Here is an 8,476-nt window from a genome sequence, read left to right as displayed (position 1 = left end):
CGGGTCGGGTCGGCCAGCGCCGCGAACGTCGCGTCGAGCTGCGCGGCATCCATGTCTGTAACCTCTTAGTTCTATAACCAATCGGTTTTCTACCGCCGGGCGGCGTTCGTGTCAAGCGCGTAGGCGTCCCGGGCGAGGGTGATCAGGCCGGTGAGGTGCGCGGGCGGGTTGTCCCGCCACCAGGCGAGGGCGACCGGGATCGGCGGGGCGTCGCGGACGGGCCGGTAGGCCACGCCCGGCCGGGGGTTCTGCTGCGCGGTCGCCTCGGAGGTGATGCCGACGGCCTGGCCGGCGGCGATCAGGGTGAGCCATTCGTCGACGCCATGGGTGGCGCGGGTGCGGGCCGGGGCGGGTCCGGGCCGCCACAGGTCCGGGGTGGTGGTGCCGGTGCGGTCGTCGATGGCCACGGTGTAGCGGGTCAGGTCGGACAGCCGCACCGACCGGCGGCGGGCCAGCGGGCTCCCGGTGGCGACGGCGGCGCGGCGGGCCTCGAAACCGACCAGTGCCGTGTCGAACCGGTTGTCCTCCAGGGGCCTGCGGAGCACCGCGACCTCGGCGGTCCCGTCGGCGAGCCCGGCGGTGGCGCTGTGGGACTGGACGAACACCAGCGGGATGCCGGGATGCGCGGCCTTCCAGGCCTGCTGCAGCCGGCGGGTGTGTTTGCCCAGCGCGGCCCAGGCGTACCCGACGCGCAGTTCGGTGCGGGCCTGCTCGACGATGCGATGCAGGTGCGCCACGTCGTCCAGGACGCGGCGCGCGGCGGCGACGATCTGGGCGCCGGTGCCGGTGAGGTTGACGTGCCGGGTGTCGCGCAGCAGCAACCGGGCGCCGAGGGCGGCCTCCACCGCCGCCACCGCGCGCGAGACCGTGGCCTGGGACACGCCGAGGGCGCCGGCCGCGTCGGTGAAGGTGCCCGCGTCGACCACCGCGACCAGTGCGCGCAACTGCCGCAGTTCCACATCCATACGTCTAGCGTATGAGTACCGCAACCGTTGCATTTCTCGTATCAGCGGCCCGGCGCCGACACTCGGCCGGTGGATGTGAAGACAGGCGGTGGGTTCGCCGCGCTGGCCACGATGACGGCCAGCTCGGCCAGCAGCCAGGCCGGCGCCGCCCTCGGTGCGCACGCCTTCGCCACCCTCGGCCCCGCCGGGGTGGTGGCGGTCCGGCAGTTCGTCGCGGCCGCGGTCCTGCTCCCGGCGGCGCGGCCGAACCTGCGCCGGTTCACCTGGGCGCAGTGGTGGCCCACGCTGCTGCTCGGGGCGGTGTTCGCCACGATGAACCTCAGCCTCTACACCGCCGTCGACCGGGTCGGGCTCGGCCTGGCGGTCACCCTGGAGTTCCTCGGCCCGCTCGCGGTCGCGCTGGCCGGGTCCCGCACCCGGCTGGATCTGGCCTGCGCGGCCGGCGCCGGGCTGGGCGTCTACGTGCTGGTCCTGCCCGGACCGGCCAGCGACCACCTCGGCATCGCGCTCGGACTGCTCGCCGCCGCGTGCTGGGCGGCCTACATCCTGCTCAACCGGCTGCTCGGCAGCCGCCTACCGGGCCTGCAGGGACCGGCCGCGGCCACCGCCGTCTCGGCGCTGGCCTACCTTCCGGTCGCCGTGGTTCTGGCCGGGCAGGGCCGGCTGCACGGCGCCGGCCTGCTCTACGCGCTGGGCGCCGGCCTGCTCAGCTCCGTGGTGCCCTACGCGGCCGACCAACTCGCGCTGCGCCGGATCCCGGCCCGGTTCTTCGGCGTCGTGATGAGCCTGCATCCGGTGCTGGCCGCGTTCGCCGGCCTGCTCCTGCTCGACCAGGTCCTCGCCGCCCACGAATGGACCGGCATCGCGATCGTGGTCACCGCGAACGCGCTGGCCGTGGCCGGCCTGGCCTCACCGGCGTTTGCCGGTGGCGCAGCGGATGCACGTGGTGGCCGCGGGCAGCGCCTCAAGGCGCTCCGGGGCGATCGGCTGACCGCAGCGCTGGCAGACCCCGTAGGTGCCGGCGTCGATCCGGGCGACGGCGGCGTCCAGCGCCTCGAGTTCCTCGGTGGCCACCGCGAGCAGGCCGGCGACCTGCGCCCGCTCGAAGGCGACCGTGACCCCCTCGGGATCGTGCTCGTCGTCGTGGGCGGTCCAGCTCGAGGCCTCCATGATGCCGTCCAGCCGGCTGCGCAGGGACGCGACCAGCTCGACGATCTCCGCCCGCCGAACGACGATCCGGTCAGCACGGCTCATGGCGGCATTGTCCCCCGCACAGGCGGGTAGCCGCAGCAGGGACCGGCGCCTACCCCGTGGCCGGCGGCGCGGCGGCGTTGCCGACGCCCAGCCATCGGGCTATGCGTTGCATGAGCGACGGCCGGTCGTTCTGCTGCTCGGTGAGCCTTCTGCTGATTTCCCGGTCGACGTAAACTCGAGCCGCACGCAGACTCGCTTCCCGTTCCCGGCGCAGATAGCCGATTGGATCGTCCAGCATGGCGTCTACCTGTTGCAGTCCCTGCGGATCGGCCTCCGGGAGCTTCTCCGCCGCCATGCCTGTCTCCGATGCTTGGTCACGGGAACACCTGCCAACAATGGTAGGTGAATGGCTCAGCTCACGTGATTATGACCGAGATCTGTCATTACTCTGACCACCGGTTCCCGGACTGTCAATACTCTTCGTAGCGACGTGACTCGGCATTGCCACGATAGTAGTACTATCAGCCATCATGAGCAGGCAAGATCGTTTTTCCGATGCGCGCTGGCGGGTCGGAGCCGTCGCGGCCGGAGCGGTCGGCGGTCTAGCCTACATCGCGCAGATCATCGTCGGCTATCAGCTGCCGACCTGGATCAAGATAACACTGACCTGCGGCGGCGCGATCCTGCTCTTCTTCTCGATCGCACTACCGAACTGGCAGGTCGGCGTCGAGACCCGCAGGCGCGAGGCGGCTCAGGCGATGGCCGCGGACGCGGTCGCCGACTACGACGTGAAAGTGCACAAGATCCTGGTTCCGCTGAGCGGCCTGCTGGCGAAGATTGTCGCTGAGAAAGATCTCGACAGATGCCGGGCCCTGCAGGAGAAACTGAAGCAGTTCGTCGTGGACAGCGCGCTGGAGAACATGCACGACATCGATCCGCGGTCGTGCTTCTATGCCTATAGCAACCACGCGGCGCCAAATCTGACGCCCGCTCCCCGGCTGGTATTGGACGGTGTGTGGCGCGGCCGCAACACACCGCCCAAGGAGGAGTACCGGCGCGGCGATGACGAGGCGAACGAAGCCTTTCGCATTCTGGAAAGCGGCAAGGCGAGGTTCGTGTCCGATACGGACGCCGAGCACCAGCTCGGTTGGGCACGCGGCAGCGACTTCAAAACCTACATTCACGCGGCCGTGGTGAGTGGCGACATTCCGTTCGGACTGCTCTGGGTCGACGCGGTCAACCCCGGCGATCTCGGCGACGCCCACAAGCGCCTGGTCGAACTGCTCGCCCAGCTCCTGGGCTGCGGACTCGGTGTCGCCAACCTGAAGACCTCGGCCGCGACCCGGCGCAGATCGACCACGTGACGACCCTCGGCGGCCGGTTTACCGATGGTGTACCGTCACCCTGTGGCCTCGAAGATGATCAAGGTTGACGAGCAGACCCACGCTCGGCTCATTGAGCTGGCTGCTGAGAACGGCACCACGATCGGCGGGTACGTCGCCAAACTCGTGACGGCACAACGCACCCGCGCCGAGTGGGCGGACATCGCCCAGCAGACCTCCGACTACCTGCACGAGCAGTTCGGGTTCGTGGCCACAGCGGACGAACAGGCGACCGCCGAGGCATGGCTCACCCGTGCGCCCCGGTCGCGCTCGCGCCGCAGACGGGCCACCTCGTGACGGCGACGCATCCGGGTGGGCTCGTGCTGGACACCACCGCGCTGGCGGCGCTCGTCTCCAGTCGCAGCGTGTCCGCGATCGTGGCCTCCGCACCCAACCTCAAGCTTCCGCTCTACGCCCCGGTGACCTGTCTGGACGCCGCGGACCGGATCCGGCCCGGGATCGTCGCGCACATCGGCCGGCTACCCGCCATCGAGCCGCTCGAGCTGACCTTCACCGACCTGCTCCGCCTGCGGCACCGCGCGCCGCACGTCGCCCTCGACGTCGCGCACGTGATCGCCCTGGCCCTGCCGACCCCCACCATGCCCGGCGGTCTCGCGGTGGCCACCGTCCTGCCCGAGCTGTACGCCGACTACGACCTGAACATCAATCCCATCGGTGAATGACCGGCGCTCAGCGCAGCACCATCCAGATGGCGCCGCCGAGCGCGGTGGCGATGATTCCGGCCCGCAGCACAGGATCGGGCAGCCGGCCGGCCAGTCTGGTGCCCAGCCAGCCGCCGGCGAGGCCGGGCAGGGCGACGAGCGCGGCGGCGTGCCAGTCGACCAGCCCGGTGGCCGCGAAGGCGGCGGCGACGACGAGGGCCATGCCGAGCAGCAACACGTTGCGGACCCGGATCAGGCCGCCCAGGGAACCGCTCGGCCACCGGGTGGCCAGGCCGAGCACGACCAGGACGAGGGTGCCGCAGCCGACGCCGACCAGTCCGGCGTACAGGCCGCAGGCGAGCATCGAGACCGCGGAGGCGCGCGGGCGCAGCACCGGATGGCTGCGGTCGACGTGCCGTTTCACCCTGCCCTGCAACAGGACCAGGAAGACGGCCGGCACCAGCACGAAGGGCGCGAGGGCGGCGAACGTCGCCGGTGGGGTGATCGCGAGGACCGCGACGCCGGCGACGGTCCCCGAACATCCGGCCACCAGCAGGGGGATCGCCGGCCGGTGCCGGCCGGCGTGCCGCCCCGCGGCCAGAAAGGACATCGGGGTGACCAGTTGACAGGTGGCGTGGGCGGTGAGCGGCGGAATCCCGGTCGCGGTCATCGCCAGGAACGACACGATGGCGCCGCCGCCGGACGCGGTGTTGAGGATGCCGGTCACGAACGCGGCCAGCACCAGCGTCATGCCGGTCACGACGACACCCCCGAGCGTAATCGATCATCAGTTCGAATCCGGTTGGGCGCCGCTCAGGATGCCTGACTGGCCGGCATCTGTCCAGTGGCCATGATCGACAGCCGGCGTCCGGCACAACCCGGCGGCCCGGGACGGACGCTGGTAGAAGTAGTCCGTGCGGGACTTCGCGACCGGTGTTCGAATGTTCGTGCGGGGCTTGGGCATTCTGCTGCGGTCACCGCGGCTGCTGCTGATCGGCGCGCTGCCCGCGGCGCTGACCGCGGTGCTGCTGCTGGGCGGGATCATCGCGCTGTTCTACTGGATCGACGACCTGGCGGCGCTGGTCACCCCGTTCGCCGAGGACTGGGCGGCCGGCTGGCGGGAGACGGTCCGCGGCGTCACCGGGGTCGCGATCTTCGGTGGCGCGCTGGTCGTCGGACTGCTCGGGTTCACCGCGCTGACCCTGGCGGTGGGCGGGCCGTTCTACGAGCACATCGCGGAGAAGGTGGAGGACGACCTGGGCGGCGCGCCGGCCGAAACGGACCTGTCCGGGGGGCGGCTGTTCTGGTGGGGCCTGCGCGACGGCGTGCTGCTGGTCGTGCGGTCGCTGCTGTTCACCATTCCGTTGCTGGTGGCGGGATTCATCCCGGTGATCGGGCAGACCGTGGTGCCGGTCCTGCTGACGCTGGTCACCGCGTGGTTCCTCACCCTGGAGCTGGTCGCGGTGCCGTGCTACCGGCGCGGGCTGGATCTCAAGCGGCGCCGCGAACTGCTGCGTGGCCGGCGCACCCTGGCGCTGGGGTTGGGCACCCCCGCGGCCCTGCTGACCGCGATCCCGCTCGCCGCCATCATCGTCATGCCCGTCGCCTTCGTCGGCGGCGTCCTCGTCGCGCACGAAGCCCTCCGCGGCAGCCCGGCGCACTCGAAGTCCTAATGTCGCGGCCGTCAGTCGAGGCGGCGCCGCAGTTCGTTCGCCTCGTTCAGGTCGGCCGGTTCGCGGTACCGCTCGTAGCGGTGCAGCAGGGCGGTGGCCAGGTGCTGCAGGTCGGCGGGGCGCGCGGGTTGATGTTCCAGGACCTCTTGGCGCAACAGGGAGATCGCCCGTTCCAGCTGGTCGGCCAGGCCGGTGCGCCGGTACTCGGCCAGCAGCGCGACCGCGGCGTCGTGGGGCGGGGCGAGCCCGAGCAGGTCCCGCACCCCGGGCGGCACCAGCCGGGGGTCGACGGTGTGCAGGGTCCGGTAGAGGGCCAGCGCGAGCCGCCGGTCGATCTCGGCGTGCTCCGGTGGCAGCGCCTGGGAGCGGCACAGGTGCAGCGCCGCGACGCGGGTGAGGCTGCCGGCGTCCGGGCCGCCCGACTCGGTCAGCTCGGTGACCACGTCCAGGACCTGCTCGTCGAGCACCGCCGAGGAGTCGCCCTCGGCATGCCGGGCGATGCGGGCGTCGAGATCGGCAAGGAGCTGTTCCTTCATGGCTCAGGTCTCCACGAATGCCTTCAGTGCGCGCATGGTGCGTTCGCTTTCGGTGCGGAACTGGCGCAGCACGACCGGTTGTACGAGCTTGAGTGCGGCCGGGAGGGTCAGCGTGACAACCCGGCGGAGGTGGACCGAGTCCGCGGCCTGGGTCAGGGTGTAGCGCACCCGGATGTCGATGACGCCCAGCAGGTTCGGCTTCATGGTCATCGGCTGGTGGAAGGTGACCGAGTCCGGTGGCTGGTACTCGGTGACGGTGCCCCGGCGCACGCCTTGTGAGCTGGACTCGACGTAGGTGGTCCCGACGCCGACCGGACCCGGGCTGATCTCCGTGGTGCCCGGGAACGCCGACGACCGCGCCAGCCACCGGCCATAACCGCGAAGATCGACGAGCGCGGCGAAGACCGCGTCGGCGGTGCCGCGGATGTCGGTCTCGAGGCGGATCTCGGGCACGCGGCAACAATACGGCTCCCACCGCTCTCGCGGTGGGAGCCGTCGCGGTTACCGGCCGGTCAGCCCAGAGTCCACTGCTGGTTGGAGCCGCCGTTGCAGGTCCAGAGTTCCACCAGGGCGCCGTTGGCGGTGGATGCGCCGGTGACGTCCAGGCAGAGTCCGGACTGCCCGCCGGTGATCGTGCCGTTGGAGTTGAAGTTCCATTGCTGGTTGTTCTGGCCGTTGCAGGACCAGATGATCACCGGGGTGCCGTTGGCCGTGCCCCGGCCGGAAGCGTCCAGGCACAGCGTCGCGCCGCCGGTGGTGATCGTCAGCTGGTTCGACGAGGTGCGCGTCCAGGTCTGGGCGGCCAGGCCGTTGCAGGTGAAGATCTGCTGCTGGGTGCCCTGGGTGGCGGTCCCGTTCGGGTCGTCGAGGCACTTGCCGGCGCCCACCGCGCGCAGCGGGCCGGTGGTGGCCCCGCCACCGCCGCCGACGCCGTAGCCGGCGGCGACGATGTTGGCCTGCACGGCGTTCTCGGTGGCGTCGGACGGGAAGCCGGAGGTCATCACACCCTCGTAGAAGGTGCCGGCCGAACTGTTGCTGTTGTCGCCGCCGATGCCGAGCAGGATGGCGCCTTCCTTGCGCATCGGGTTGTACCCGGCGACGTTGGGGCGCGCCCCGTTGTAGAAGGTCGACAGGCCACCGGACTGGGCGTTGCCGCCCCGGATCGCCCAGTGGTTCGGCTCGCCCTTGATGATGGCGGTGGTGTAGCGGTGGTTGATGGTCGGGTCGTTGGCGTTGAAGCCGAAGTTCACGCCGGAGTACAGGCCGTTCTCCAGGTCGGCCATGATCCACGGGCCGTTTCCGGTGCCGGTGCCCCAGACCCGGATGTTGCCGAAGTAGATGGCCTCCATGGTGCCGTTGCCGTTGTTGCGGCTGTTGCGCTCGGCGTTGCCGTAGTCGAAGCAGCAGCCGGCGTTGAAGTGCGTGCCGTCGAAGATCGCGTACATCCCCTCCGGCTGGTCGCCGGTCGCGGTGCCGGTGGCGGTGTTGTTGCGGTACCCGGTGCCGGGCGCCACGAACACGCCGTAGGCCCGCTGGCCGTTGAGGATGGTCGGCGCCGCGGTCGCGTTGGCGAGGTTGTCGAACCCGCCGGGAGCCGGGCCGCGGAAGTCCCCGGGCGGGGCCTGGGTGAGGTGGTTCCCCCGGGTGGTCTGGTCGTAGATGATCGTGATGAGGCAGGTCGTCCCGGCACAGAAGGAGTCCTGCGCGGCGGCGTTGGCGACCCCGCCGGCGACCAGCGTGCCGATGTCCCGCGTCGTGTTGTCCGACGCGCGCCTGACCTGGTACAGCCGGCCGCTGTAGGCGCCGAACAGGGCGCGGGTGGTGCTGTGCGCGGCGACGCAGGGGGTGCCGCCGGAGGCGTAGATGTCACAGGACTGGGGTCCGGCGGCCGAGGAGCTACCCGGGACCGCGACCAGGACGGCGGCGCTGAGTCCCAGCGCCCCAACGAAGGACAGAATTCTGGGTCGACGCCGAACACGCATGATGAACCTCACTCACTGGTTTTCCGCGCGTGGGTCAGAGTTCGAAATTTCGAACGCTATTCGATATTCCGTTATCGGAGCG

Annotated in this window: 11 protein-coding genes and 1 pseudogene; 5 read left to right on the top strand and 7 right to left on the bottom strand. The window is 70.8% G+C overall.

Annotated features, from left to right (window positions below):
- Window positions 1-89: 89 nt before the first annotated feature.
- A complete protein-coding gene (locus tag VFO68_RS21435) occupies window positions 90-965 on the bottom strand; it encodes a LysR family transcriptional regulator (RefSeq protein WP_325160130.1) in 876 nt (291 codons plus the stop codon).
- A gap of 111 nt (window positions 966-1,076) precedes the next feature.
- Between VFO68_RS21435 and VFO68_RS21430 the strand changes: the two are divergent.
- Window positions 1,077-1,844: pseudogene (locus VFO68_RS21430) on the top strand (EamA family transporter); the annotation flags it as partial.
- 30 nt (window positions 1,845-1,874) lie between these two features.
- On the opposite strand, the gene VFO68_RS21425 reads toward VFO68_RS21430, so the two are convergent.
- The gene (locus tag VFO68_RS21425; RefSeq protein ID WP_325160135.1) at window positions 1,875-2,135 is read right to left on the bottom strand and encodes a TraR/DksA family transcriptional regulator; all 261 of its coding nucleotides are present in this window, start codon (window positions 2,133-2,135) and stop codon (window positions 1,875-1,877) included.
- Window positions 2,136-2,268: 133 nt separating this feature from the next.
- On the bottom strand, window positions 2,269-2,514 hold the full coding sequence (locus VFO68_RS21420; RefSeq protein WP_325160129.1) for a hypothetical protein: 246 nt from the start codon (window positions 2,512-2,514) through the stop codon (window positions 2,269-2,271).
- Window positions 2,515-2,689: 175 nt separating this feature from the next.
- Here VFO68_RS21420 and VFO68_RS21415 point away from each other — a divergent pair, with 175 nt between their 5' ends.
- The 3 genes from VFO68_RS21415 to VFO68_RS21405 are packed head-to-tail and all read left to right on the top strand — an operon-like array spanning window position 2,690 to window position 4,224.
- On the top strand, window positions 2,690-3,523 hold the full coding sequence (locus VFO68_RS21415) for a GAF domain-containing protein (protein ID WP_325160128.1): 834 nt from the start codon (window positions 2,690-2,692) through the stop codon (window positions 3,521-3,523).
- 42 nt (window positions 3,524-3,565) lie between these two features.
- Window positions 3,566-3,838: a hypothetical protein gene (locus VFO68_RS21410; protein ID WP_325160127.1), complete on the top strand. Its 273-nt coding sequence runs from the start codon at window positions 3,566-3,568 to the stop codon at window positions 3,836-3,838.
- Complete coding sequence (locus VFO68_RS21405) at window positions 3,835-4,224, top strand: hypothetical protein (RefSeq protein WP_325160126.1); 390 nt, start codon at window positions 3,835-3,837, stop codon at window positions 4,222-4,224. The genes VFO68_RS21410 and VFO68_RS21405 overlap by 4 nt, the downstream gene beginning before the upstream one ends.
- 7 nt (window positions 4,225-4,231) lie before the next feature.
- On the opposite strand, the gene VFO68_RS21400 is transcribed toward VFO68_RS21405, so the two are convergent.
- Window positions 4,232-4,954 carry a sulfite exporter TauE/SafE family protein gene (locus VFO68_RS21400; protein WP_325160134.1) on the bottom strand — a complete coding sequence of 241 codons (723 nt, stop codon included), beginning with the start codon at window positions 4,952-4,954 and terminating at the stop codon, window positions 4,232-4,234.
- Between the two features lie 163 nt (window positions 4,955-5,117).
- Between VFO68_RS21400 and VFO68_RS21395 the strand changes: the two genes are divergently transcribed.
- Window positions 5,118-5,876 carry an EI24 domain-containing protein gene (locus VFO68_RS21395; protein WP_325160125.1) on the top strand — a complete coding sequence of 253 codons (759 nt, stop codon included), beginning with the start codon at window positions 5,118-5,120 and terminating at the stop codon, window positions 5,874-5,876.
- An 11-nt stretch (window positions 5,877-5,887) separates the two neighbouring features.
- On the opposite strand, the gene VFO68_RS21390 is transcribed toward VFO68_RS21395, so the two are convergent.
- From VFO68_RS21390 to VFO68_RS21380, 3 genes are read right to left on the bottom strand one after another with little or no spacing between them, the layout of a single operon-like run.
- On the bottom strand, window positions 5,888-6,412 hold the full coding sequence (locus VFO68_RS21390; protein WP_325160124.1) for a hypothetical protein: 525 nt from the start codon (window positions 6,410-6,412) through the stop codon (window positions 5,888-5,890).
- Between the two features lie 3 nt (window positions 6,413-6,415).
- Window positions 6,416-6,865 carry an SRPBCC family protein gene (locus tag VFO68_RS21385; protein ID WP_325160123.1) on the bottom strand — a complete coding sequence of 150 codons (450 nt, stop codon included), beginning with the start codon at window positions 6,863-6,865 and terminating at the stop codon, window positions 6,416-6,418.
- A 59-nt stretch (window positions 6,866-6,924) separates the two neighbouring features.
- On the bottom strand, window positions 6,925-8,394 hold the full coding sequence (locus VFO68_RS21380) for an arabinofuranosidase catalytic domain-containing protein (RefSeq protein WP_325160122.1): 1,470 nt from the start codon (window positions 8,392-8,394) through the stop codon (window positions 6,925-6,927).
- Between the last annotated feature and the right edge of the window lie 82 nt (window positions 8,395-8,476).

This window comes from Actinophytocola sp. (genome assembly GCF_035712165.1).
In the GTDB taxonomy this organism is placed as follows: Bacteria; Actinomycetota; Actinomycetes; order Mycobacteriales; family Pseudonocardiaceae; genus DASYTH01.
The sequence above is the reverse complement of the archived record's forward strand: the minus strand, read 5'-3'. Positions and strand labels throughout refer to the sequence as shown.

Excerpts from the sequence above, each read along its gene's own strand:
- VFO68_RS21425 (WP_325160135.1), bottom strand. The coding sequence starts at position 2,135 with ATGGAGGCCTCGAGCTGGACCGCCCACGACGACGAGCACGATCCCGAG.
- VFO68_RS21420 (WP_325160129.1), bottom strand. The coding sequence starts at position 2,514 with ATGGCGGCGGAGAAGCTCCCGGAGGCCGATCCGCAGGGACTGCAACAG.
- VFO68_RS21415 (WP_325160128.1), top strand. The coding sequence starts at position 2,690 with ATGAGCAGGCAAGATCGTTTTTCCGATGCGCGCTGGCGGGTCGGAGCC.
- VFO68_RS21435 (WP_325160130.1), bottom strand. The coding sequence starts at position 965 with ATGGATGTGGAACTGCGGCAGTTGCGCGCACTGGTCGCGGTGGTCGAC.
- VFO68_RS21380 (WP_325160122.1), bottom strand. The coding sequence starts at position 8,394 with ATGCGTGTTCGGCGTCGACCCAGAATTCTGTCCTTCGTTGGGGCGCTG.
- VFO68_RS21390 (WP_325160124.1), bottom strand. The coding sequence starts at position 6,412 with ATGAAGGAACAGCTCCTTGCCGATCTCGACGCCCGCATCGCCCGGCAT.
- VFO68_RS21400 (WP_325160134.1), bottom strand. The coding sequence starts at position 4,954 with ATGACGCTGGTGCTGGCCGCGTTCGTGACCGGCATCCTCAACACCGCG.